This is a genomic window from Gordonia sp. NPDC062954 (assembly GCF_044543825.1).
Lineage (GTDB): Bacteria > Actinomycetota > Actinomycetes > Mycobacteriales > Mycobacteriaceae > Gordonia > Gordonia tangerina.
In genome coordinates, this window is record NZ_JBITWL010000008.1 from 1 (window position 1) to 22,462 (window position 22,462).

At 67.1% G+C, this 22,462-nt stretch carries 20 protein-coding genes; 13 read left to right on the forward strand and 7 right to left on the reverse strand.

From position 1 onward, the window contains the following. Nucleotides 1–264 precede the first annotated feature (264 nt). A complete protein-coding gene (locus tag ACIGKQ_RS10125) occupies nucleotides 265–840 on the reverse strand; it encodes a TraG/TraD/VirD4 family protein (protein ID WP_266063524.1) in 576 nt (191 codons plus the stop codon). A 390-nt stretch (nucleotides 841–1,230) separates the two neighbouring features. On the opposite strand from ACIGKQ_RS10125, the gene ACIGKQ_RS10130 reads away from it, so the two are divergent. The 3 genes from ACIGKQ_RS10130 to ACIGKQ_RS10140 all read left to right on the forward strand — a co-directional run bounded on the left by ACIGKQ_RS10130 (nucleotide 1,231) and on the right by ACIGKQ_RS10140 (nucleotide 3,925). Then, a complete protein-coding gene (locus ACIGKQ_RS10130) occupies nucleotides 1,231–1,659 on the forward strand; it encodes a hypothetical protein (protein WP_266063525.1) in 429 nt (142 codons plus the stop codon). 35 nt (nucleotides 1,660–1,694) lie between these two features. Next, on the forward strand, nucleotides 1,695–2,249 hold the full coding sequence (locus ACIGKQ_RS10135) for an RNA polymerase sigma factor (RefSeq protein WP_266063526.1): 555 nt from the start codon (nucleotides 1,695–1,697) through the stop codon (nucleotides 2,247–2,249). 149 nt (nucleotides 2,250–2,398) lie between these two features. Next, nucleotides 2,399–3,925 (forward strand): SpoIID/LytB domain-containing protein, encoded by a 1,527-nt coding sequence (locus ACIGKQ_RS10140; protein ID WP_266063527.1) that lies wholly within the window; start codon nucleotides 2,399–2,401, stop codon nucleotides 3,923–3,925. Between the two features lie 16 nt (nucleotides 3,926–3,941). On the opposite strand, the gene ACIGKQ_RS10145 is transcribed toward ACIGKQ_RS10140, so the two are convergent. The 5 genes from ACIGKQ_RS10145 to ACIGKQ_RS10165 are packed head-to-tail and all read right to left on the reverse strand — an operon-like array spanning nucleotide 3,942 to nucleotide 7,828. After that, nucleotides 3,942–4,622 carry a GAF and ANTAR domain-containing protein gene (locus tag ACIGKQ_RS10145; protein WP_266063528.1) on the reverse strand — a complete coding sequence of 227 codons (681 nt, stop codon included), beginning with the start codon at nucleotides 4,620–4,622 and terminating at the stop codon, nucleotides 3,942–3,944. A gap of 56 nt (nucleotides 4,623–4,678) precedes the next feature. After that, the gene (locus tag ACIGKQ_RS10150) at nucleotides 4,679–5,308 is read right to left on the reverse strand and encodes a class I SAM-dependent methyltransferase (protein ID WP_266063529.1); all 630 of its coding nucleotides are present in this window, start codon (nucleotides 5,306–5,308) and stop codon (nucleotides 4,679–4,681) included. Then, on the reverse strand, nucleotides 5,305–6,090 hold the full coding sequence (locus tag ACIGKQ_RS10155; protein ID WP_396573488.1) for a PIG-L deacetylase family protein: 786 nt from the start codon (nucleotides 6,088–6,090) through the stop codon (nucleotides 5,305–5,307). Before ACIGKQ_RS10155 ends, ACIGKQ_RS10150 begins: the two co-directional genes overlap by 4 nt. Next, entirely contained in the window at nucleotides 6,081–7,046 is a 966-nt protein-coding gene (locus ACIGKQ_RS10160) for an acyl-CoA dehydrogenase family protein (RefSeq protein ID WP_372474991.1), read from the reverse strand. Before ACIGKQ_RS10160 ends, ACIGKQ_RS10155 begins: the two co-directional genes overlap by 10 nt. 2 nt (nucleotides 7,047–7,048) lie before the next feature. Beyond that, nucleotides 7,049–7,828 carry a glycosyltransferase family 2 protein gene (locus ACIGKQ_RS10165; protein WP_266063531.1) on the reverse strand — a complete coding sequence of 260 codons (780 nt, stop codon included), beginning with the start codon at nucleotides 7,826–7,828 and terminating at the stop codon, nucleotides 7,049–7,051. A 182-nt stretch (nucleotides 7,829–8,010) separates the two neighbouring features. On the opposite strand from ACIGKQ_RS10165, the gene glf reads away from it, so the two are divergent. The 9 genes from glf to ACIGKQ_RS10210 all read left to right on the forward strand — a co-directional run bounded on the left by glf (nucleotide 8,011) and on the right by ACIGKQ_RS10210 (nucleotide 19,784). Next, the gene (gene glf, locus ACIGKQ_RS10170) at nucleotides 8,011–9,225 is read left to right on the forward strand and encodes a UDP-galactopyranose mutase (RefSeq protein WP_396573490.1); all 1,215 of its coding nucleotides are present in this window, start codon (nucleotides 8,011–8,013) and stop codon (nucleotides 9,223–9,225) included. 28 nt (nucleotides 9,226–9,253) lie between these two features. After that, a complete protein-coding gene (locus ACIGKQ_RS10175; protein ID WP_328715518.1) occupies nucleotides 9,254–11,194 on the forward strand; it encodes a glycosyltransferase in 1,941 nt (646 codons plus the stop codon). Next, nucleotides 11,175–11,771 (forward strand): phosphatase PAP2 family protein, encoded by a 597-nt coding sequence (locus ACIGKQ_RS10180; RefSeq protein WP_235723308.1) that lies wholly within the window; start codon nucleotides 11,175–11,177, stop codon nucleotides 11,769–11,771. The genes ACIGKQ_RS10175 and ACIGKQ_RS10180 overlap by 20 nt, the downstream gene beginning before the upstream one ends. 10 nt (nucleotides 11,772–11,781) lie before the next feature. Then, the gene (locus ACIGKQ_RS10185; RefSeq protein WP_235723309.1) at nucleotides 11,782–12,693 is read left to right on the forward strand and encodes a decaprenyl-phosphate phosphoribosyltransferase; all 912 of its coding nucleotides are present in this window, start codon (nucleotides 11,782–11,784) and stop codon (nucleotides 12,691–12,693) included. Continuing rightward, nucleotides 12,680–14,833 (forward strand): flagellar motor control protein ZomB, encoded by a 2,154-nt coding sequence (gene zomB, locus ACIGKQ_RS10190; RefSeq protein WP_396573493.1) that lies wholly within the window; start codon nucleotides 12,680–12,682, stop codon nucleotides 14,831–14,833. The genes ACIGKQ_RS10185 and zomB overlap by 14 nt, the downstream gene beginning before the upstream one ends. Nucleotides 14,834–15,268: 435 nt before the next feature. Further along, entirely contained in the window at nucleotides 15,269–16,258 is a 990-nt protein-coding gene (locus ACIGKQ_RS10195) for an alpha/beta hydrolase family protein (protein ID WP_235723311.1), read from the forward strand. Between the two features lie 368 nt (nucleotides 16,259–16,626). After that, a complete protein-coding gene (locus tag ACIGKQ_RS10200; RefSeq protein ID WP_396573597.1) occupies nucleotides 16,627–17,991 on the forward strand; it encodes an alpha/beta hydrolase-fold protein in 1,365 nt (454 codons plus the stop codon). Between the two features lie 227 nt (nucleotides 17,992–18,218). After that, on the forward strand, nucleotides 18,219–18,785 hold the full coding sequence (locus ACIGKQ_RS10205) for a DUF732 domain-containing protein (RefSeq protein WP_235723312.1): 567 nt from the start codon (nucleotides 18,219–18,221) through the stop codon (nucleotides 18,783–18,785). A 48-nt stretch (nucleotides 18,786–18,833) separates the two neighbouring features. Then, nucleotides 18,834–19,784 carry a cutinase family protein gene (locus tag ACIGKQ_RS10210; RefSeq protein ID WP_268900160.1) on the forward strand — a complete coding sequence of 317 codons (951 nt, stop codon included), beginning with the start codon at nucleotides 18,834–18,836 and terminating at the stop codon, nucleotides 19,782–19,784. A 13-nt stretch (nucleotides 19,785–19,797) separates the two neighbouring features. On the opposite strand, the gene ACIGKQ_RS10215 is transcribed toward ACIGKQ_RS10210, so the two are convergent. Next, the gene (locus ACIGKQ_RS10215) at nucleotides 19,798–21,135 is read right to left on the reverse strand and encodes an NAD(P)/FAD-dependent oxidoreductase (RefSeq protein WP_266063534.1); all 1,338 of its coding nucleotides are present in this window, start codon (nucleotides 21,133–21,135) and stop codon (nucleotides 19,798–19,800) included. A gap of 255 nt (nucleotides 21,136–21,390) precedes the next feature. Between ACIGKQ_RS10215 and ACIGKQ_RS10220 the strand changes: the two genes are divergently transcribed. Further along, a complete protein-coding gene (locus ACIGKQ_RS10220; protein ID WP_266063535.1) occupies nucleotides 21,391–22,377 on the forward strand; it encodes an LLM class F420-dependent oxidoreductase in 987 nt (328 codons plus the stop codon). The last annotated feature ends 85 nt before the right edge of the window (nucleotides 22,378–22,462 follow it).

Below are 22,462 nucleotides of genomic sequence, written 5' to 3' on the forward strand. Positions count from 1 at the left end.
GAACGCGAAATCCTCGTCGCCGTCTGGCACATGCTCACCACCCACACCGACTACCACGACCTCGGCGAAAACCACTACCAACATGCCCACGCCCAACAAGCCACACGCCGCGCGGTCCACCAACTCAAACAACTCGGCTACCAGGTCCACCTCGAGAAAGCGTCCTGACCCGAAACCGTCCCGACCCAGCGCCCACGACGCCAGTCAGCGACGCCACCTCACCTAACCTTCCTTACAGAGTGGCCGGGTTAGGCGGCTGACTGGTCATCGGGTGCATCCTCGGTTGTCGAGGTTGTGGTGTCGGGGCTGTATTCGGCCAGTGACTGCGTGATGAGGGCGGCGTTGGGCTTGTCCCACCACGGCACTGTTTGCAGGATCGTCGGCGGGTTGCCGGCGGAGAACAGCAGCAGCCGACCTCGTGGCCACGATGCGAGGTCGCGGGCGGTGAAGATGTTCTCCAACGTGGTGTGGATCGATGCCACCGCCGCCGCGGCCGGTGGAGTCGGAGATGTTGCGGGCTTTGCGGTAGTACTGGCCGGCGAGTTTGGCGAGGCTTTCCAGGTAGGCCGATTCGCGGACGTTGCCGCCGTAGATGTAGATGTTCGACGATGATTCGAGCTGCTTCATCGGGCGGTCGCCGAACATCCCGATCCCCTGGGACCACGACTGCAAGATCGTCAAGATGATGATGCCGCGCGACCCGAAGTGCGAGTACAGCTTCGGCAGATCAGGCCAGCGCAGGACGTTGGCTGCCTCGTCGAGTGCGCACAGCATCGGCACCCGCAACCGCCCGCCGGGTGAGTCGGTCGCGATGGCTTCGGCGGTATTGGTGGCTGCCATCGTCAGGGCTGCCACGAGCGGGCCGACTGAGCCGACACCTTCGCGTGAGAGGCGTAGAGCGTTTCGCCGCGCTGCACGTAGCCGGCGAGGTCGAGCTCGGGCCGGTCATCGTCGGGGCCGGTGGGTGCCAGGCAAGCGCACCACCCGGTCCCGGAGCGACCCAGGCCCCCAACCCCGCCGAGGATGGCGCCGGCGATCGCGCCTCGATTGTGGCCGGCTCGCCGTTGAGATTACGGGCACGAATGTGCCTGACTCGAATCTCTCGACGGCTCGGCATGTCCGGCCATCGGCACTTCGCTGTGGGAACATTCCCGACGGCCCGTAGCATCACATAGGGGACCGGCCACCATGCGGTGGCGACCTCGGATTCATCCGAACGGAGGGCATCACATGCAGGAGGAGCCGTCGATCCTGGCTTCGCTCGGCATCGACCCCGCCGCCTCGCCGGCGCCACCCGACGATGTCTGGAGTGCTGCGCTGCAGGCAGCGTTCGATCCGTCGGCGACCGCCGATCCCGACACGGTTCCGGAGATGGACGACGAACCACCGACGCTCGCCGCTAACGACGAGATCATCGTGGAGCCGGCCGTGCTCGAGGGCACCCACGACGGAGGCGAGTCCGGGTCGGTATCGGACCACGATGTCGTGGCGGCCGAACCAGCCCTCGGCGACCCTGACCTCAGCGGTCCCACCTCCAGCGACCCGACCCTCGAGGACCCGGCCCTCGACGACAACGCAGCGACCGGGCCCGCTGATCACAGCGGTGCCGAGTCCCACGATGACGGTGCCGGTCCGGACGACGGCCACTACGATCTCTGAGCTGAGGTGGGGGATGTGACGGGCGGGAACCACTGATGGACGAGGCTGCGCTGCTCATGCAGGCACGCGAAGGCGACCAGCGCGCCTTCGCCGAGGTCGTCACCGCCCACCGCAATCATGTGTGGGCGGTGTGTCTCAACATCTGCGGCAACCCGCACGACGCCGAGGACGCCTTGCAGAACACATTGGTCGCGGCTTGGCAGAACCTGCACAAGTTTCGTGGCGAGGCGCGCTTTTCCACCTGGCTGCACCGCATCGCCGCCAACAACGCGCTGACGGTGGTGCGCAAACGTAAAACCAACACGCAGATAGCCGATTTCAGCGATCCGGAAGAGTCCGTCCAACTCGCCGACGACGATGCCGCTCCGCGGTTCGACGAACACATTGCTCTTCGGGATTCGCTGCGTGACGCGCTGTCCCAGCTCCCCGCGGAGTTCCGCGAGGCCATCGTGCTGCGCGAATTCGGTGACCTCACCTACGCCGACATCGCCGTGCAGCAGGGTGTCGGGATTCAGACCGTGAAGTCGCGGCTCAACCGGGCGCGTACCCAACTGCGCGACATCCTCGGCGACCGTATGGCCGCCCATTAAGTACTGCCGAGCCGTCGAAACTCGTGATGCGGTTGTGACCTGCTGAGGTTGTTGTGCGGTGCGATCGTTAACTATCGTCACATTAGTCACACCAGTAACACGCACCTCATGTTTCGGTCAGGCACGCGCTCACGGAAGGTCTCGCGACGTTGGTTTCCGCACGTCCCCGGCACACACGTGCTCGATCGCTGCCACTGGCGGCGATCGGCTTGGTGCCCGCGCTGCTCGTCGGCGGGCTGCTGACCGCACCGCCGATCCTGTCCGAGGACGTGACATTGTCGGCCGGTTCCGAGGTGACGCTGATCGGCCATGGACACGGCCACGGCCGCGGGATGGGTCAATGGGGTGCCTACGGCTACGCCCAGAAGGGCTGGTCGGCGACACAGATTTTGCGCCACTATTACGGCGGCACCACCGCGGGGAAGGTGGACAGGCCCGAGATCACGGTCGCTCTGACCGGGAAGAACTCGGTGAATGTGCACGCGGACGCCGGGATGCGAGTCGGTGGCCAAATGGTGGCTCCCGGACAGGCGGTCAGCCTGTCCGGGGGTACCGCCACCATCACCAGCGGGTGCGGTGGCGGTGTCGTGCGGTCGGTTCCGGCGCAATGGGTCGAGCCGGTCAACATGGGTCCGAGTCGGCCACCCGGCGAGTTCCTGAAGTTCTGTGGCTCCAACCAGGCCTACCGTGGCGCTCTCGGCTACGACGGCGGTCGCGTCAGCAACCGCGTCCACATCGACGACTACGTCAAGGGTGTGATCCCCAAGGAGAGCGTGCCGGGATGGGCGGATTCCGGTGGGGCAGAAGCGCTCAAGGCACAAGCGGTCGCGGCGCGCACCTATGCGCTGGCCGCGATCGCCGGTGGCAAGAAGATCGACGACACCCAGAACTCGCAGGTGTATGGCGGTGTGGCGGGCGAGGATCCGCGCACCAACCGCGCCGCCGACGCCACCCCGGGGCAGATTCTGCTGCAGGGCGGCAAGCCCGCCTTCACCGAATTCTCCGCGTCCACAGGCGGTTACACGGCCGGTGGACGGTTCCCGGCGGTGCGTGACGACGGAGACACGGTCTCGCCGAACCACAACTGGACCGCGACGATCGGTGCGGGCCAGGTGGGCTCTGCCTTCGGTGTCGGTGCGCTACGCGCGTTGGAGGTGGTGGAGGCCAACGGTCTCGGCGCCGAAGACGGCCGCGCGATCAAGGTCCGCGCCGTCGGCTCCGGCGGGACCGTCGAGGTCAGCGGTGAAGAGGCCCGCACCCGCCTGGGACTCAAGTCGGCGTTCTTCTCGGTCAAGGGGCAGGCCATCCGGCCGAAGATCGTGAAGCCTCCCACCGGCCCCGACATGCCCGGTGGTGGCGGGCTGGACCTGAGTAACCTGCTCAGCCTCACCGACCAACTCCTGCCGGGCGCTTCGCAACTGCTGTCGACGGGCACCGAGGCGATCAACGGCCGTTACGACGACCTCGGTGGCGTCACCGGCCCGCTCGGTCAGGCCATCGGCGTACCGAACCTGACCCCCGACGGCAACGGGGTGGTGCAGCTCTTCCAGCGCGGCATGTTGCTGTTCAGCGAGCAGACCGGCGCGCACGCGCTCGTGGGACGGGGAATGGCCGACTACCTTGCCGGCGGCGGGCAGCCGGTGAAGGGCTTTCCGGACGACGACCGGTTGCGCTGAGTTCTGTTGCGACGCCTCAGTCGACGCCCGGTCCCGCTTCGATGATCTGCTTGGCCACGTCGACCAGTTTGGTATTGCTGTCCTGCGACAGTCGGGCCAGTAGCCGGAACGCCTGGTCGGCGTCGATCCGGTAGCGCTCCATGATCATGCCCTTCGCCTGCCCGATGATGTCGCGCGAACTCAGCGCGGTCAGTAGCTGGTCCTTCTCGCGGACCGCGGAGAACGCGGTGGCGCAATGCGCGGCGAAAAGCTGACCGACCGCGATCGCGTCCGGTTCGAACGCGTGGGTGGTGGTGCTCAGCAGGTTGAGGGCGCCGAAATCGTGACCGTCGATGTAGAGGCAGAAGCAGGCCATCGACCCGATGCCGAGTTCGGTGGCGGCTTCGGCATACCGCGGCCAGCGGTCCTCGCGGCGCATGTCGTCGATGATGATCGTGGTGTCGTCGACGGCCGAGCGCACGCACGGGCCCTCGTTGAACTCGCGCTGCAGGGCGTCGGATTTGCCCGCGAGATCACCCACCACCACCGGGGTCTCGATGCGGCCCGCGGTCACCATGGTGACGCTCGCGTATTCGGTACCGGGGACGGAGTCGACCGCGGCGGTGGAGATGCGGCCGAGTACGGCGGCAGTGTCGTCGCCCTCGGTTCGGATCTCCCGGATGAGTTCGGCCATCCTGGTCGTCTGCACGCTGTCCATTTTCATTCCTCCGCGGATCGCTGCCCGCCCCCGCTACGGGTGCCCTCGTGACCTGATCAGGGTACGAGATTCTCCCGCTGCGCGACCGACGGTCCGGCGTCGGCGGTGAACACGTCGAGGCGCAGGTCGGCGTCGCGGTAACCGCCGGCATGGGACAACGCTCCGTGCAGCAGGCGATCGTGAACGTCGTCACCCGACTGCGGATACTCCTCGACTTTACGCCGCCAGTGCACCGCGATCACCTCGCCGCGGGGCCGGAGCGACCGGGGCAGCCGCGTCAGCAGAGCGTCGAGGGCGACGGGATCGAGGTAGTAGAGCACTTCGCTGAGCACGATGAGGTCGAACGTCTCGTCGGGCCAGCCGGTCACCAGGTCGGCGGTTCGTACTTGCACGCGACCGCCGTGGTGGGCGAGCCGTTGGGTGGCCAACTCCACCGCTCGCGGGCTGAGGTCGGTGCACAGCAGCTGATCGCTGCGGGCGGCGAGCTGGTCGCTGAGTACTCCGATCGAACAGCCCGGTTCAAAAACCCGCTCGTAATGGTCGGCACGCAGCGCGGCCATCGTCAGCGCGTACTTGCGACGCTCGTAGAACCGCTCGGCGAAGCCCCACGGGTCGTCGCTGCGTGCGTACATGTCATGGAAGTAGTCGTCGGCCATCGTTCGCCGAAACCCGGTGTCGCGCGTCATGTGAACACGAACTCGCGGGTACGGATCAGGTGGGCCAGCACGTGCGGCGGGAGGATCGCCGCGTCTGCCGGGTCGTCGGACAGTGGCCGGACCTGGGTGTCGAAGGCGTTGATCGCCGCATGCTTGACCGCCAGGATCGCCGGGTCGATCCGATGTGCACGCAGCCGGTGCCACGGGATGGTGGGGTCGCCGGGAGCGGCCCAATGCCACATCCAGATCGGGTACCACCACACCGGCACGTCCAGGCGTGCGGCCACCTCACCAGCAACGGCGCCGACCGTGTCGTGATCGGGGTGCCCGTCGGCCGACCACACCGACAGCAGGCCGGTCGCGAGGGTCGGTGCTTCGGCGACGATCGACTCGACGATGCCGCCGATCGTGTGCCGCTGCTCGGCGAGCGCACCGTCGCGCAGCCCGCACCATCGGGGCGGGGCGACACCCAGCAGCTCGGTGGCGGTGTCGAGTTCGATGTGGCGCCGGTCGGCGAGCTGATCGGGCGACAGGGTAGGCGACCCCGGATGCGACGCGCGGCCATCCGACATGCACACCACCACGACCTCGATGCCGGCCTGCGCGGCCGCGGCCATGATCCCGCCTGCACCGAGCACCTCGTCGTCCGGGTGCGCGCCGAGCACCACCAGGCGCTCGATGTCCAGCGTCAGTTCCGGCCAGGGCTCCTGCGCGTCCATCCAGCTGACCCAGGCGTCCTCCGTGGTGCCGTCGGTGGTGACCGGTGTGCCGGCCAGGCCGTTCGCGGTGGAATCGGGTTCGGTCACCGACATCGGGCCTCCGGAAGGTTACGGTCGTCGACGACGAGCCGACCGAGGTTCACCAGGTCGCGGTCGGCGTGCGATTGGCGAATGTAGACGCCGAGGTCGGCGACGGCCTGCGCGTGCTCGCGCTGATGCACGAGCGGTTCGGGCCCCAACGCCCGATTCACCCGGTCGATGACGTCGGTGGCGATCTGTTCCATGCTCCAGCGGACCTGCGCGGCCAACCGGCGGGCCCGATCGATGTCGTCGGGAGCGGCGTCGATCGTCATCGCGGCATGACTGAGTATTGCTTGGCCCTGGGCCAGGAGGGCGTCGACCGCACCGAGATGCATCATCGCGATGTCGTCGTCGCGGCGCCGCCCGGCAGCGGTGTACAGCGCGCCGGCCACTTTCCGGGCGCCGCCGAACCAGCAGGCCGCGACGCCTATCCCGCCGTGGAAGAACCCCGCCCGCTCCAAATAGGCGCCCGGTGCGCCGATCGGACGGGCCTCCGCCCGGTCGAAGCGAGCGGTTCCGGTCTCGGTGGTGCGCATGCCTGCGGCGGTCCAGCCACCCCGTTCCGGGCGCACCCCCGGCTGCTGCAGGTCGACGGCGAACATCCGCCGCTGATCACCGTCGCGGGCGGTGACCAGGGCGTGTGTGCAGCTGACCACGCCCGAACACCACGGCTTGGCCCCGGAGAGCTCCCACCGCCCGGAGTGCCGTTCGGCGGTCACCATCGGCTCCGGGGGCTCGGCCGCCCATACGCCCCAGAACTCGCCGAACCCGGTGCGTTCGCCGACGATGTCGGCCAGGATCGCGTCCGCATCCAGATGGGCCTCGACGAGTCGACCCATCGAGATGTCGCGATGGCAGAGTTCGGTGAGGATGCGGAATCGATCGGCGGTGTCGCCGCGGCCCGGGAGTGGGACGTCGAGGTCTCCTTCGGTCACGATGCGCACCGCGAGCGCCGGGGCATCACACATCATCATCGGGCCACCTCCGGATCGTCGGCGGGTCGGTCGGCAGAGCGCCGGACCGGTGTTGCGCGGTCCAGGATCTCGAGTCGCTGCAGGTAGCCGGCGAATCCGGCGTCGGTGCGTCCGTCGCGTCGCGTCGAGGTCGCCACCGGGGAGCGGGCGCTGCGCCGAACCCGGGCACCCGAGGCCATCAGCCGCCGCACGATGTCCACATCCTCGTCGCCGGTCCGCGGCGCGAAGCCGCCGATCCGGCGGTAGGTGTCGGCGCGAAACCCCAGGTTGGCGCCGTGTACGTGATGGTGGCCGTCGTCGGCCAGGTAACGGTCGGCAAAAAGCTCCGCGACCGAGGAGGGCCAGTCGGCCCAGCCATCGGGGACCACCGTCCCGACGAACGCGTCGACCCCGTCGGCCGCTGCGCTCAGGTGCGTCGCCAACCAGTCCGGCGGAACCTCCGAATCGGCGTCGGTGGTGGCATACCAGGTGACGTGCTCATCGGGCGTCGACTGGCGATCGTGACTCGCGGCGTAGGCGAAACCGGCACGACGCGCAGCGCCCACCGACCGTGCCGAACAGGTGAGGGCGGTGATGTGCGCGGGTACGAGCCGGCTGGAGGCATCGGTGCAGGCGTCGAGGACCACCACGATCTCCACCTCGACCGCGACAGCGTCGGCCGCCACCGTCAGCGCGGTCAGGCAGCGGGTGAGCAGGAGTTCTTCATTGTGCGCGGGAACCACGACCACCACCCGTTCCATCGGCGAGTGATCATCGAGAACGTGCACATCGGTCACCGGGCCCTCCACGGTTGTCTGACGACGTCGATGCCCGGTGGTTTCAGGCCGACCGGTTCGCGGGTACCCAGATCCGGGGTGACTCACACCCGCCCGGCCGGTGATCGGATGTGCAGGTCGACGCCACCACGCGGCCGTGTGCACGGCGATTACTCAGGTTCGGTCCGTTACCCTGAACACCCGTGGCAGGAAATGGTGAGGACCGCAGCCCCGTCGACCTGATCGTGGTCGGCTCCGGGTTCTTCGGACTGACGATCGCCGAGCGGGCCGCGACCCAACTCGACAAGCGTGTGCTGGTGCTGGACCGCCGACCACACATCGGTGGCAACGCGTACTCCGAACCCGAGCCGACCACCGGCATCGAGATCCACAAGTACGGCGCACACCTGTTCCACACCTCCAACAAGCGGGTCTGGGACTACGTAAACCAGTTCACCGACTTCACCGGCTACCAGCACCGCGTCTTCGCGATGTATCAGGGCCAGGCCTACCAGTTCCCGATGGGACTCGGCCTCGTCGCGCAGTTCTTCGGCCGCTACTACTCGCCCGACGAGGCGCGGGCCCTGATCGCCGAGCAGGCCGCCGAGATCGACACCGCGCAGGCCCGCAACCTCGAGGAGAAGGCGATCAGCCTCATCGGGCGGCCCCTGTATGAGGCGTTCGTCAAGCACTACACCGCCAAACAGTGGCAGACCGACCCGAAGGAGTTGCCCGCCGGTAACATCACCCGGCTACCGGTGCGCTACACCTTCGACAACCGCTACTTCAACGACACCTACGAGGGGCTACCGGTCGACGGCTACACGGCGTGGCTGGAGAAGATGGCCGCCGACGACCGTATCGAGGTGCGCCTGGACACCGACTGGTTCGACGTGCGCGACGAGTTGCGGGCGATCTCGCCGGACGCCCCGGTGGTCTACACCGGCCCGCTGGACCGCTACTTCGGCTACTCGGCCGGCCGACTCGGCTGGCGCACACTCGATTTCGAGACCGACGTACTTGACACCGGGGACTTCCAGGGCACACCGGTGATGAACTACAACGACGCCGACGTCCCGTACACGCGTATCCACGAGTTCCGGCATTTCCATCCCGAGCGGGACTCCTACCCGGCCGACAAGACGGTCATCATGCGCGAGTACAGCCGCTTCGCCGAAGCCGACGACGAACCCTACTACCCGATCAACACCCCGGAGGATCGTGCGAAGGTCTCGGCCTACCGCGACCTCGCGAAAGCCGAGACCGCACAGCGCAACGTGTTGTTCGGTGGTCGGCTGGGCACCTACCAGTACCTGGACATGCACATGGCGATCGCCAGTGCGCTCACCATGTTCGACAACACCTTGGCGCCGCACCTCGCCGAGGGCGCCCCGCTCTCGACGTCCGACGGGCAGTGACCGGGTGTGAACCGATGAGGCGGAATACATGACAGTGACCCCTGTGAACCAGACCGACATCCCGGAGGCGGGCGCCGGCCCGTCGAAGGCGACCGCACTGCTGCAGCGGGTGATCTTCCCGCGCGCCGGTGAACCGATCGACGTGCGGTCGCTGTATCTGGTGGAATCGCCGAACAATTCGCGGCGCGCGCACGCACCGAGCCGGACATCGGTGTCGCTCGCCGGCGAGTCCGAGGTGAGCTTCGAGACCTACTTCAACGCCTTCGCCGCTGCCTACTGGCGTCGCTGGAGTGTGCTGACGTCGGTGGTGCTGCGGGTGGAGGTGGTCGGCACCTGCCGAGTCGATCTGTATCGCTCGAAGATCGACGGCTCACGCATCGGCATCGGCGGCGACCTGATCGTCACCGACGAGAACGGCCGCGGCGTGGCCGAATTCGAGCTCGACCTGGGGCCGTTCGAGGACGGCGGCTGGATCTGGTTCGACATCACCACCGACACCGACACCGAGATCGTCGCGGCCGGGTGGTATTCGGCGCAGCCGGCAGCAACCGGTGACGAGACCAAACGCGTCACCATCGGCATCCCGACGTTCAACCGGCCCACCGATGCGGTCAACGCGCTGGCCGCGCTCACCTCGGATCCGTTGGTGGACGAGGTGATCGATGCCGTCATGATGCCCGATCAGGGCAACAAGAAGGTCGTCGACGAACCCGGCTACACCGAGGCGTCCGCCGCACTCGGTGATCGGCTGCACATCTTCGACCAGCCGAACCTCGGCGGCTCCGGCGGGTACGCCCGGATCATGTACGAGGCGTTGCGCCGCACCGACTCTCCTTACATCCTCTACATGGATGACGACATCATGATCGAGCCCGACTCGATTTTGCGGGCGCTGGCAATGTCGCGATTCGCCAAGTCCCCCATGCTCGTCGGTGGTCAGATGCTCAACCTGCAGGACCGCAGCCACCTGCACTGCATGGGTGAGGTCATCAACCGCGACAAGTTCATGTGGACCGCGGCGCCGTTTGTCTCCTACGACCACAACTTCGCGAAATACCCGTTGCGCGACCGGGAGAACTCGAAGAACCTGCATCGGCGGATCGACGTCGAGGGCAACGGGTGGTGGATGTGCATGATCCCGCGGCAGTGCGCCGAGGAGATCGGCCTGCCGATGCCGCTGTTCATCAAGTGGGACGACTGGGAGTTCGCGCTGCGCGCCGCCAAGGCCGGCTACCCGACGGCGACCGTGCCGGGTATCGCGATCTGGCACATGGCGTGGAGCGACAAGGACGATGCCATCGACTGGCAGGCCTACTTCCACCTGCGCAACCGGTTGGTGGTCGCGTCGCTGACCAAGGACGGCCCCATCGACGGAATCGTCAAGTCGATGGTCAAGGCGACCGCGAAACATCTACTGTGCCTCGAGTATTCGACGGTCGCCATCCAGAACGAGGCGATCCGCGACTTCCTGGCCGGGCCGGATCACATCCGCAGCTTGTTGCCGACCGCGCTGCCGAAGATCGCCGCGATGCGCAAGCAGTACCCGGACGCCGTCGTCCTGCCGTCGGCCACCGAGTTGCCGCGCACCAGCGGACAGGCCACCCACCTGGGCACCAACATCCCGGAGGGTAAGGTCGCCAAGCTCAAGTCGCTGACCGCCGCGCTGGTGCGCAACGCCAAGCCGGCCGACCCGCGTCACCACGAGGTGCCGCAGGCCAACTTCCCGCCGATCGAGGCACGCTGGTTCAGCCTCGGACGCGTCGACGGCGTCACCGTGACCACCGCCGACGGCCGCGGCGTGGTCTACCGCAAACGTGACCGCGACAAGATGATTGCGCTGGCCAGAGAGTCGGCGGCACTCGTGCGCGAACTCAAGGACCGCTTCCCGGCGATGCGCGAGGAGTACCGGGCCAAGCATGCAGAACTGACGAGTCAGGAGAGTTGGGCGCGTGTCTTCGGAATCGACTGAGTCGGTCTCGGCGCCGGTGGTGCTGCCACCGGCGACCGGTGAGGTCGCCGCACTGCTCGCGGTCCAACGCGTGGCCGCCGACCGTCCGGGCGTGGTCTCGGCGGCGCGAGGCCTGTCGCACTTCGGCGAACACTCACTGGGTTGGCTGGCGATCGCCGGCGTCGGCGCTGCCGCCGCATGGCGACGCGGCGATCAGCCCGAGGTGCGGCGCTGGGCGGAGGCCGGGGTCGGCGCGTTCGGCGCGCATGCCGCCTCGGTGATCATCAAGCGGGTGGTGCGCCGCCGCCGCCCACACGACGAGCGCATCCGTGTCGGGGTGTCGACGCCGAGCAAACTCAGCTTCCCGTCGTCGCACGCCACCTCCACCACCGCAGCCGCCATCCTCATCGGGCGGGCGGCCGGACTGCCGACGGCGGCGTTGCCCGCGGTACTTGTTCCGCCGATGCTGTTGTCGCGGCTGGTCCTCGGCGTGCACTACCCGACCGATGTGCTCGCCGGAGCAGCCATTGGAGCGGCGAGCGCGGCGGCCGTGACGGCGGGTGACAGACTGTTCGCGACCAACGTCGCTACGAGATGAGTCCGAGGACATGAGCGAAGAGCCGATCGAGCATGAACCGGTGCTGGCACCGCCGAAGAATCTGGCGACCGGCCTGATCAAGGCGGTCCGCCCGCGGCAATGGGTGAAGAACGTCCTCGTTCTCGCCGCGCCGTTGGCGGCGGGCAGCGTGGGCGAGGGCGATGTGCTCGGGCCCGTCGCCATCGCCTTCGTCGCGTTCTGCCTGGTCGCGTCGTCCATATATCTGGTCAACGATGCTCGCGACGTCGAATCCGACCGCAATCATCCGACCAAACGTTTCCGCCCGATCGCCGCGGGTGTGGTGCCGGTGCCGCTGGCCTACGGTCTGGCGGTGGTGCTCGCGGTGGCGGCGCTGGGGATCTCGCTGCTCGCCAACTGGGAGACGGCGGTCGTCATCGCCATCTACCTCGGCATCCAGCTCGGCTACTGCTTCGGCTGGAAGAACCAGCCGGTCATCGACATCTGCATTGTCTCGTCGGGCTTCCTGCTGCGTGCTATCGCCGGAGGTGTCGCCGCCGAGATCGAGCTGTCGCAGTGGTTCCTGCTGGTGATGGCGTTCGGGTCGCTGTTCATGGCTGCCGGCAAGCGGTACGCGGAGCTGCAGCTGGCCGAGCGGACCGGCGCCAAGATCCGCAAGGCGCTGCAGTACTACACCACCACCTACCTGCGGTTCGTGTGGACCTTGTCGGCGACCGCGGTGGTGATCTTCTACGGCCTCTGGGCCTTCGACAACGCCGACACGAATGTCGCCTACTCCGTGTCGATGGTGCCGTTCACGATCGCGATCCTGCGCTACGCCGTCGACATCGACGGTGGTCAGGCCGGGGAGCCCGAAGAGATCGCGCTCGGTGACCGCGTCCTGCAGTTGCTGGCCGTCGCCTGGTTGGTGTGTGTTGGTGTCGCGGTCTATGCGGTCTCCTGACCTGGGGTCTTCCGAGGGCGGTGAGGTCGGCGACGCGGCAGCCGACGCCCCCACCGAGGCGATCCCCGTCACCGAGTCGGACCCCGGCAGCGAGCCGAGCCGTGCCACCGAGCGGAACCCTGACACCGAATCGACAGTCGCCACCGAGCTGACGACAGGCGCCGACACGGGCCGTGGCCTCGGCAGCTGGGGTGCCCGTCAGTGGGTGCCCGTCATCAGTTTTCTGATCGGCACGATCACGGTCACCACGCTGTTCACCATCGGGGTGTGGCAGCGACGCTGGATCGCCGACGACGGACTGATCGTGCTGCGTACGCTGCGCAACCTGTTCGCAGGCAACGGCCCGGTCTTCAATGTCGGCGAACGCGTCGAGGCCAACACCTCGACCGCCTGGACCTACGTGCTCTGGTTCTGGGCCTGGGTCACCGACGGTCAGCTCGAGTACGTCGCCCTCTGGGTGGCGCTGGTGCTGTCGGTCGCGGCGATCCCGATCGCCATGTATGCCACCGCACGGCTGTATCGCACCCGCCTTGGTGGACTGACCGGGGACGGTTGGACGCTGTTGCTGCCGTTCGGCGTGATCGCCTACGTCGCGCTGCCGCCGGCCCGGGACTTCGCGACCAGCGGTCTGGAGAACGGCCTGTGCATCTTCTGGGTGGCGGTCCTGTGGGGTCAGTTGGTGGCGTGGAGCAGACGCCCGGTCACCGACCCGTCGCGGTGGCAGCGGGCCGCGACGCTGACCTTGGCGTTCACCGCCGGTCTGGCGCCGCTGATCCGGCCGGAACTGACGATTCTCGGCGGACTGGTCTTGCTACTGGTGATACTCGCACCCACCTCGTGGCCGACGCGGATCGGCATGATCGTGGTGGCCGCGGTGCTGCCGGTGGGCTATCAGATCTTCCGGATGGGTTACTACGCGTTGCTGGTGCCCAACCCGGCCGTGGCCAAGGACGCCAGCGGCGCCAAGTGGCATCAAGGGTTGCTCTATCTGGCCAATTTGTTCGGACCGTACGTGCTGTTGCTGCCCGTCGTCCTGATCGTCGTGACCGGCATCTTCATCGTCGGCGGCCGACGTCTCGCGGGCGGGCGGCCGACGCCGGAGCCCGGCGAGTCCGTCCGACTCACCTGGCGGCAGCGGGTGGCGTCCTGGTCGGCCGCCCTACACAGTCCCTCCGCGGTGACGGTCACCGTGATGCTGGCCGGTCTGATCGGCGGCATCTACTGGATTCGGCAGGGCGGCGACTTCATGCACGGTCGCGTTCTACTGGTCCCGTTGTTCACCTTGCTGCTGCCGTTGATGGTGGTGCCGGTGACCATTCCGGCGCACGTGCGCGCGGCATGGCGCTCGGATACCGGCACCGATACCGCCGTGCGGCGTCGGACGCGGGTACAGCTCGCCGGGTCGGTGATCATGGGCGCGTTCTGGGTGACCATCGTCGCGTGGGCCGCGGTGTGCAGCCACAACGTGCTGCCCAACGCCGGCACCGACATCGGCCGGAGCGGCATCGTCGACGAGCGTCGCTTCTACGTCACCAACATGGGCAACGAGAACCCGGTGACTGCCGAGGACTATCTCGATTACCCGCGTATGGGAGCGATGGCCGAGTGGATCGAGCGCTACCACGACGAGGGCGGAGTGATCCTGCCGTCGTTCAATTACGACGAGTGGTACATCGCAAAGCTGCCCGGCAATATCGCGCCCGAGGACCGCAAGCTCACCGTCTATTTCCTCAATCTGGGGATGACGAGTATGAACGCGCCACTCGACGTCCGTGTCATCGACCAGATGGGCCTGGCATATCCGCTCGCCGCGCACACCGAGCGCCTCGAGGACGGCCGGATCGGTCACGACAAGGTGTTGCCCTCGGAATGGGTCGTCGCGGAGGCCGGAGCCTACCCGCGCAAGCCGGTCCTGCCGGGTTATCTCGACGAGGACCTGGTGCGGCAGGCGCAGGTGGCGCTGAGATGCCCGGAAACCCAGGATCGTTTCGACTCGTACGAGGCGGCGTGGACATGGGAACGGTTCAAACGCAATCTCAAGGAGTCGTTCACGTTCACCGACTACCGGATCGAACGTGAGCCCGAGTACGAGATCGCGCGCTGTGGGTTGCAGATGCCGCCCCGCATCCATCCGCGCTGACCGTTCACCTCATCCGCGAGGGGCCGACGCGTGTGGAAGTCCGCTGAATACGCTGCCTGAGGAGGGCCGGAGCGTGCGGAGGCCCGTCACGAAGGCCCGGTTTGCCCATCAATATCTCGAATCGGTAACGTTCGGCCCGACTTGGTCGATAGATCAACGTGACCAGGACACCCGTGTGCTGATTGCATAACGGCTCGCCGACGAGCGGATGTGAGAGCAGTCACAGCGTTTGTCAGCGTTGGGGGGATGCAATAGGCTCCCGAAACGGTGCTCAACGGCCGAATGTGGGCTGTTCGGCGCGCGATCGCTTCGCGTGCCGGGGCGAGTGCGCCCGCAGCGCCGTCGGGGGATGTCAGCGGCCGGGTGTCGTAGGAGGATTCGGCGGTTCGGGAATGTTGTCCCGTCCCGCCGGATGACAGAGGGAGATATCAGTCGATGCGTGAAGCTGCTGCCAGGCCGCCAAGAGCCGGTTGGGCGCGAAACCGAGCCGTCGCGGCAATCATCGCGATGGCGACCGTGATCGGCCTGGCCGGTGTGATCGGCGGTGCCGGTGACGCGAGCGCCCGGATCGGTGGCACCCAGATCGGCAAGCAGGAGTTCTGGGTCAACGGATGTGGCATGCCCAACGTGAAGGTGCGTGCCTGGAAGCGTCCCGGTAACTACAAGACCGCGATCCTGCTCGACGGCATGCGCGCCCAGTACGACTACAGCGGCTGGGAGATCAACACCAACGTCCAGGAGATGGTGCGCTCCGGCGTCAACGTGGTGGAACCCATCGGTGGGCCGGCCAGCTTCTACTCCGACTGGGACGCACCCAGCAATTTCAACAACCAGCCGTACCGCTACATGTGGAACTGCGTCATCACCCGCTCGCTGGTCCGCGAACTGGACCGCCGCGGGTTCCGGGTCGGCGCGAGCCGTAAGTACGCCATCGCCGGTCTGTCGTCGGGCGGTAATGCCGCCCTCGTCATCGGTGCGCAGAACCGCCACAACTTCGACCGCGCGGCGTCGCTGTCGGGCTACAACTTCCTGAACGCGCCCGGTATGCGCACCGCGCTGCGACTGGCGATGTTCGACGTCGACCCCAAGCCGTGGAACATCGACAGCATGTGGGGCCCGCCGTGGAGCCCGCGATGGATCTCCAACGACCCGTTCATGAACATCAACCGCATGCACGGTATGAAGATCTTCATCGGGTCCGGTAACGGCCTGTTCGGACAATACAACTCGCTGCCGAACGTTTTCGACGACCTGTTCAAGGGCTCGACGCTCGAGGTCCTCGCCTTCACCCAGGCCAAGGCCTTCGAGGCGGCCGCGTTGGTCCAGGGACTGCCGCTGATGACCTATTACTCCAACGGCACCCACGCCTGGGGCTACTGGCAGGACATGCTCTGGAACGCCAAGAATCGCGGGTTCTTCCGCTGAGTTGACCGGCGATCGCACCGCAGGACAACATCAGTCACAGAAATCCCACGCGTAACAGCGTGGCGCACGCAAAACAGAACGCCCTACGTGTAAGAAACACGTAGGGCGTTTTGTTGTCTGTGGGGTTGATGTGACTTCTGGGGAAAGAGTTACTCGCTCACCTGGTCAAACGCCGTGATGCTCAGGTGGTGTGAAGGAGTCAGAGGGTGAACTGGCAAGTGGTTCGGTATGTCGTGGCGCGCAGCGCGCGGAACACGACCGACGATGTTCGGGGGCACGGCGTCCGGGGGCACCGAGGTCAGAGCGGTCGATCCGGCACCGCCCGACGGTGGGCGACCGGTGCGGCGGCAGCGGCCGCCGCGGTCCTGGTGCTCGCCGCCCCCACGATCCCCGCCGGCGCCGAGCCGGCCCCGGCGCCCGGCGCGCCCGCGGTGCAGCCATCGGCCCCCGCGCCGGCAGCACCGCCGGCGGCCGAGTCGGCCCCACCGGCCCCGGTCGCCGCTAGCCAACCCGCGCGGGTGACCAACACCTTCTGGTACACCGACCGCCGTGTCGCGCTGTGGGTCGACTCGCCGGCGATGGGAACCAACATCCAGGTCCAGCTGCTGCTGGCCCGTGACTGGTGGGCCAAGCCGAAGGAGAAGTTCCCGCAGCTGATCACCCTCGACGGTCTGCGGGCACAAGAAGACCAGAGTGGCTGGATCATCAACACCAACATCGAGGACTTCTACCGCGACAAGAACGTCAACGTGGTGCTCCCGATCGGCGGCGAGTCCAGCTTCTACACCGACTGGAAAGAACCCGACAAGGGCAAGAACTACAAGTGGGAGACGTTTCTGCAGTCCGAGCTCCCGCCGATCTTGGAGGGCGACTGGCGCTCCACCGACGTCCGCGGCATCCAGGGCCTGTCGATGGGTGGCTCGGCGGCGATGATGCTGGCCGCCCGCAACCCCGGTTTCTACAAGTACGCCGCGTCCTACTCGGGCATCTTGCAGATGACCTCCTACGGAATGCCGCAGGCGATCCAGTTCGCGTTGCGCGACGGTGGCGGCTACGACTCGATGAAGATGTTCGGCCCGCCCAGCGACCCGGCCTGGAAGGAGCATGACCCGTACTTGCTGGCCGAGAAGCTGCGCGGCACCAGCCTGTACGTGTCGTCGGGCAACGGACTGGTCGGCCCGCACGACAAGCCGTCCGACATCCCGATGCTGGCCACCAACTATTCGGGTGTCGGACTGGAGATCCTCAGCCGAGTGACCTCGCAGCAGTTCGCCATCAAGCTCAACCAGCTGGGCATCCCCGGTCAGGCGGTCTACCGTCCTTCTGGGACGCACACCTGGCCGTACTGGCAGTTCGAGATGCAGCAGTCGTGGCCGCAGGCCGCGGGCGCCCTGGGCCTGATGAACGATCACCCGGCGTGCAAGGTCGGCTTCGCGAAGGCCTACAACGTCAACAAGGACGTTCTCGGTGAATGCCTGACACCGGTCTACGGCGTACCGGGTGGCAAGGCACAGGACTTCCGCGGTGGGCGGGTCATCACCGGTCCGAAGGGGCCCAAGATGGTCGGCGGCGGCATCGGCGGCGAGTACGTCGCCGCCGGCGGGCCGGGCGGCAAGCTGGGTCTGCCGACCAGTGACGAGATGCCCACCCGCGACGGCAAGGGGCGCGTCAACACCTTCGAGCACGGCCGGATCGTCTGGACGGCCAAGGATGGAGCGAAGGTCACCAAGTGACCTCTCGCACCCGGCGACGGCCCAAGCTGAACGGGAGCCGTCGCCGGTGCTGAGACTTCACTGAGTAAGCGGCACGTTTCTGCTGGTGGGGTGGGTCGGGTGGCAAGCGACTCACCGCGGAGACGGTAGCCTGACGCCAGGCGGATCGCAGGAGCGGACCGCGGCAGCAGGTGTGAGAACCCGACTCCGACGACGACGTCCGGGCCGGGTGCGACGAGGAAGTGACGATGACCCGAAAGTTTCTGCAACTCGCGATGGTCGCGGCGGGACTCGCGCTCACCGTGGGTTCGGTGTCGGCGTGCTCCGACGACTCGACGGCCACGGCCCCGATCACGAGCAACCCGGTGACGACCACCTCGATGTATTCGACGACGCCGTCGTCATCGGCGGCTCCGTCGACGACGGCCTCGGCCGAAGAGACCGCGGACTCCGACGCCCCCGACGAACCGGCGCCGCAGGAGCCGGGCGGGACGGCATTGCCGGCAACGGCACCCGAACCCGGCACCGGCGTCCCGCAGAGCTTCCCCGGACCCGACGGGCAGGAGATCGGGCCGAAGGGCAAGGCGTATTTGGCGGCGCTGAAGGCCGACAACGTCACGTTCATGGGTGACACCGACAATTCGGTGGCCCTCACGATGGCCGAGTACGTGTGCAATGAACGCAAGAAGGGCACCGACCCGGTGACCGTGAAGGCATTCGTTACCGCGTCGGTCGGACCGGGCACCGACACCGTCGTCGAGGCCAACACCAAGGCCGACAAGGTCATCAAGGCCGCCGACGAGAATTACTGCTGATAGGTGAGCGCACGGAGATCGCAGCGTCGTAAGCGGCGACTGCCGAGGATGCTGCTGTTCCTGGCGCTGCTCGCGGTCGTCGCGATCATCCTGATCGTGGTGTTGGTGATCGTGTTGCTGCAGCCAGGCCCGCCACGGATTCCCATCGGCCCGGGAGAGTCGACCACCGAACCAAAGGAGCGGCCCGATGCGCAGTCGGCCGACTGCCCGGACGTGCTCACCCTGGTCATACCCGGTACCTGGGAGTCGTCGGCGGACGACGATCCCTACACACCGACTGCGAATCCGCAGTCGTTGATGCTGCGGGTCTCCGGTGCGCTCGCCGACGAGTTCCCGTCGTCGCGCACGAGCGTCTACACCGTGCCCTACGTGGCGCAGTTCCGGAATCCGACCAATCTGGCCGACCGGCAGCGTGACTACGATTTCTCTCGCTCGCAGGGTTACAAACGGGCGGCCGGCAAGATCATCCAGACCAACCGGAATTGTCCGCTGACGCGGTACGTGATCATGGGCTTCTCGCAGGGCGCGGTGATCGCCGGCGACCTGGCCAGCAACATCGGTAACGGGCGCGGCGTGCTGGACGCCTCCGACCAGGATCTGGTGCTGGGTGTGGGGCTGATCGCCGACGGCCGCCGTGAATCGGGCAAGCAGAACGACATCGGTCCCTCCCCGGAGGGTGTGGGAGCCGAGGTCGCACTGGCCGGGATGGGTCGACTCGTGCCCGGCATCACCATGACCGGGCCGCGTGCCGGCGGATTCGGTGAGCTCGCCGATCGGGTGCAGTCCATCTGCGCCCCCGGCGATCTGATCTGCGACTCGCCGACCATCACCAACCCGATCCGGGCGGTCAGCCAGCTCGCCGGTGCGATCGACAACCCCGTGCACGCGATGTATGCGACCACCGATTACTGGTCGCTCGACGGGACGTCGGCCACCCAGTGGATGTACGGCTGGGCCAGCAGCGTCATCTCCGACGCACCCCGCCCCGCCCACAACTGAGCGACGACGGGCGTCACTCGGTGTCTGACATCCGGATGCCCTGACTGCGCGCAAAGGATGCCTCCTCGGCACTGACGAGCCCGAACGACACCAGCGGGCGCGGATAGACGGCGTCGCCCAGGTAGGCCGCCGCCACCGCCATGCGGTTGGCGCCACGGGGCAGCGAGAACAGATGGTAGGCGCGGGTGACTGCCTTGGCCGCGAAGCCGGACAGGTGCACACCGACCGGATTGGCCACCGCGAACCGCGGCCCCAGATCGACGACCAGGCCGAGATCGTTGTGTCGATAGTTCGTCGAAGTCCCGGTGCCGATCGAGGCGAGCACGTTGCGTGCGAGCACCTTGCCCTGACGCACGGCGTGCTGGGCGGTCGGCGGTGTGATCGCCGCCGAATCCGACTTCGTGGTGTCCGGCACGGCCGCCGCGTCGCCGGCTGCGAAGACGTCGGGGTGGTCGGGGACCGACAGGTCTGTGCGCACCGTCAGTCGCCCCTTCTCCGTGGGCAATCCGAGGGACTCGATGAGGGGGTTGGCGCTGACTCCGGCGGCCCACGCGACGGTGTGCGTGGCAACCGTCGTGCCGTCGCTCAGCTCGGCGACCTCATCGGTCAACCGGTCGATGGTGGTGCCCAACCGCACGTCGATGCCGCGCGAGCGCAACACCTCGAGCACCTTGTCGCCGAGCTTCTCGCCCACCTCCGGCATCACCCGGTCGGCCATGTCGAGCAGCACGAAACGAACCTCCTGCGGGTCGAAATCACGTTGCCGGGCGACCTCGTCGGCCAACGCGCGCAACTGTGCGGTCAGTTCGGCGCCGGCATAGGACGCGCCCACCACCACGACGGTGCGTCGTGCCCGGGCAACCGCCGAATCGGTTTCGCGCGACGCCAATTCGAGCTGCTCGAGCAGCTGATCGCGCAGATACAACGCCTCGGTGGTGGTCTTGAGCCCGCGGGCGTGTTCGGCGAGGCCGGGGATGTCGAAGAGTCGGGTGACCGAGCCGGGGGTCAGCACCAGTCGGTCGTAGGCGACGGTTTCGACGGCGTCTTCGCGGTTGTGCACCTCGAGTGTCCGAGCGGCCAGATCCACTTTCTCCACGCGGCCGGCGATGAGGTCGGCTTCTGGCAGGCTGTCGGCCAACGGGACGGCGACGAATCGCGGATCGAGCAGCCCACCGGCGACGTCGGGCAGCAGCGGTGTGTAGAGCATGAAGTCATCCGGCGAGATCACGGTGACCCGAATCGGATGGTCGGTCGACGAGCGCTGATGGCGCAGCAGGCGCCGGGTGGTCTCGAAGCCGGCGAAGCCGGCACCCACGATGACGATGCGGACGGGTTCGACTGTTGCGGTCATATCGGTGTCCGTACCCGCATCGTCGTGAGTGAAACGCGACACGTCTCACGCCGGCCCGAAAACGCGCAGGTCACGGAGTGGGTCAATGGACCCAGTTGTGGCATTCTCGACTATCCGCCGGGGCATGTCCGCGATCTGTTTGGCGGTGTGTTGGCCCTGCATTACCGTGATTGGGCGATCGGGCTACCGATACCCGCGATGCGCAGGGACTTGCGCTGGGGGCAGACGCGCACCATGCGCATGAGGAGACAGTGAATGAGCGAGACCGGGGAGCTGCGCCCGTTCCGGTTCGGTGCCGGTGGTGAGGGCAACAAGGACGAGGGTGGCGCGCGCAAGTTCGTCAAACTCGCCCAGACCGCCGAGGAGTACGGCTACGACACCTTCGCGGTGCCCGATCACCTGGGCAACCAGGTCGGACCCATCGCCTCGCTCGGCGCGCTGACCCAGGCCACCTCGACCATCCGGCTGGCGACATCGGTGCTGGCCAACGGCTGGCGCCATCCGGCAATGGTCGCCAAAGAGGCCACCACGATCGACGTGCTCTCCAAGGGACGCCTGGAGTTGGGCATCGGCGCCGGGTGGATGAAAGAAGAGTTCGACAAGGCCGGCATCGAGTTCGAGTCACCCGGTGTCCGCATCCGGCGCCTCGACGAGGCGCTCACCATCCTCGATGGCCTGATGCGGGGCGAGACCGTCGACTTCGCGGGCGAGTTCTACCAGATCAACGGGCTCGAGGGATCGCCACGACCGCGGCAAGGCCCACGGCCACCGATCGCCGTCGGCGGTGGCGGGCCCAAGATGCTCGCACTGGCGGCCAAGCATGCCGACATCATTTCGGTTGCGCCGTCGACGACACGCGAGGGCAAGATGCGGCTGTCGGATATGACGATCGAGAAGACCGCGCAGCGAGTCGACCGGATCCGCGAGGTCGCCGGCGACCGGTTCGACGACATCGAACTCAACTGGACGATCGCGGTCATCGTCATCACCGACGACCGCGAGGCCACCGCCGAGATGGCGTTGAAAGCCCTGGAACAGGGCTATCCGCCCAACATCGAACGCGACTGCGAGTTCACCGTCGACGACGTGATGGCCTCGCCGTATCTGGCGATGGGCACATTCGAGGAGATCGCCGAGCAGATCCGCGAGGTGCGTCGGCGTACCTCGATGTCCTATGTCGGTGTCTTCCCGACGCAGATGGACGCGTTTGCGCCGGTCATCTCGCTTCTCAAGGGGGAGTAGCATTGTCGACGGCCTGAATGCACTTGACGCGCTGAGCGGGCATCGACGCTGGCTGACCGCGGTTTATGCCCGGTGTGTGCGAGCG

Coding starts and splice junctions, on each gene's coding strand:
- ACIGKQ_RS10185 (WP_235723309.1), top strand. CDS start 11,782: ATGAGCGAAGAGCCGATCGAGCATGAACCGGTGCTGGCACCGCCGAAG.
- ACIGKQ_RS10195 (WP_235723311.1), top strand. CDS start 15,269: ATGCGTGAAGCTGCTGCCAGGCCGCCAAGAGCCGGTTGGGCGCGAAAC.
- ACIGKQ_RS10205 (WP_235723312.1), top strand. CDS start 18,219: ATGACCCGAAAGTTTCTGCAACTCGCGATGGTCGCGGCGGGACTCGCG.
- ACIGKQ_RS10150 (WP_266063529.1), bottom strand. CDS start 5,308: ATGACGCGCGACACCGGGTTTCGGCGAACGATGGCCGACGACTACTTC.
- ACIGKQ_RS10155 (WP_396573488.1), bottom strand. CDS start 6,090: ATGTCGGTGACCGAACCCGATTCCACCGCGAACGGCCTGGCCGGCACA.
- ACIGKQ_RS10145 (WP_266063528.1), bottom strand. CDS start 4,622: ATGGACAGCGTGCAGACGACCAGGATGGCCGAACTCATCCGGGAGATC.
- ACIGKQ_RS10215 (WP_266063534.1), bottom strand. CDS start 21,135: ATGACCGCAACAGTCGAACCCGTCCGCATCGTCATCGTGGGTGCCGGC.
- ACIGKQ_RS10175 (WP_328715518.1), top strand. CDS start 9,254: ATGACAGTGACCCCTGTGAACCAGACCGACATCCCGGAGGCGGGCGCC.
- ACIGKQ_RS10160 (WP_372474991.1), bottom strand. CDS start 7,046: ATGTGTGATGCCCCGGCGCTCGCGGTGCGCATCGTGACCGAAGGAGAC.
- ACIGKQ_RS10220 (WP_266063535.1), top strand. CDS start 21,391: ATGAGCGAGACCGGGGAGCTGCGCCCGTTCCGGTTCGGTGCCGGTGGT.
- ACIGKQ_RS10135 (WP_266063526.1), top strand. CDS start 1,695: ATGGACGAGGCTGCGCTGCTCATGCAGGCACGCGAAGGCGACCAGCGC.
- ACIGKQ_RS10210 (WP_268900160.1), top strand. CDS start 18,834: ATGCTGCTGTTCCTGGCGCTGCTCGCGGTCGTCGCGATCATCCTGATC.
- ACIGKQ_RS10125 (WP_266063524.1), bottom strand. CDS start 840: ATGGCAGCCACCAATACCGCCGAAGCCATCGCGACCGACTCACCCGGC.
- ACIGKQ_RS10130 (WP_266063525.1), top strand. CDS start 1,231: ATGCAGGAGGAGCCGTCGATCCTGGCTTCGCTCGGCATCGACCCCGCC.
- zomB (WP_396573493.1), top strand. CDS start 12,680: ATGCGGTCTCCTGACCTGGGGTCTTCCGAGGGCGGTGAGGTCGGCGAC.